General features: G+C 60.9%; 1 protein-coding gene. It reads right to left on the bottom strand.

Translation table 11 applies throughout. The annotated features are described in order from the left end of the window. Nucleotides 1–2: 2 nt before the first annotated feature. Nucleotides 3–716, bottom strand: a 714-nt coding sequence (locus ACXRVZ_RS27675; protein WP_458233140.1) for a hypothetical protein, incomplete at its 5' end; no start/stop codon positions are given.

The following is a 716-nucleotide window of genomic DNA, read 5'->3' as shown; positions in this document are numbered from 1 at the left end:
GTCTAGAGTAGTCTCGCGAACGTCAGGAGTGACGCGATGATCACGATGGCGGTCACGAAGCACAAGGCATGCCCAATCTCCGTCGCGCCCAGGGAGTCCGCCACGATCATTCCGGAAAACGACATGACGGCACCCTTCATCAGCGTCTCAGCGAGACGCAATATCCGGTCACGACGATCCGCATTCCCTGGAGCGCCCACCACCTGTCGCAGCAAGGCCGATTGTTGATCCGTCGCCGTCGGCCCACACTTCAGCAGGTCGATCAACGGTTGCCGTGCATTGCGCGCCTTGGCCTGCTCCGCGGTGACATCCTGCTCGAGCTGGAGCTCGTTCTGGCGACACGTCTCGACGCGCTTCTTCGCGCTTTCTTTGCTGAGCGCGAGCTCGGGCGGCAGCGCGTCGCTCGGAAATTGGCTCGCAGCATTCTCGAGATCGGTAAGCTCGGCTCGCGCGAGTTGCAAGTCGTTCTGCGCCGCAACGAGGTCACTTTTGGCCTGAGCAACCGCCTGCTTGAAAACGGCCATTGTGCGAAGGCCCTCTGTCTGGTGCGGCGAGTAATTGCGTTCTAGCGGAACGCTGATCATGAGGACCGTGTTGAACTCTCCATCGGGGTACACCCAAGGCTCCCCATTGACCAAGCTACTCAGCTCTTGATCGAGCGCATCTTGCGGGGAACCGTCGGCAGCCTTGGCAATGCGCAGCTCTTTGGCCTCGTC

This window comes from Roseateles sp. P5_E8 (genome assembly GCF_054177665.1).
The sequence above is the reverse complement of the archived record's forward strand: the minus strand, read 5'-3'. Positions and strand labels throughout refer to the sequence as shown.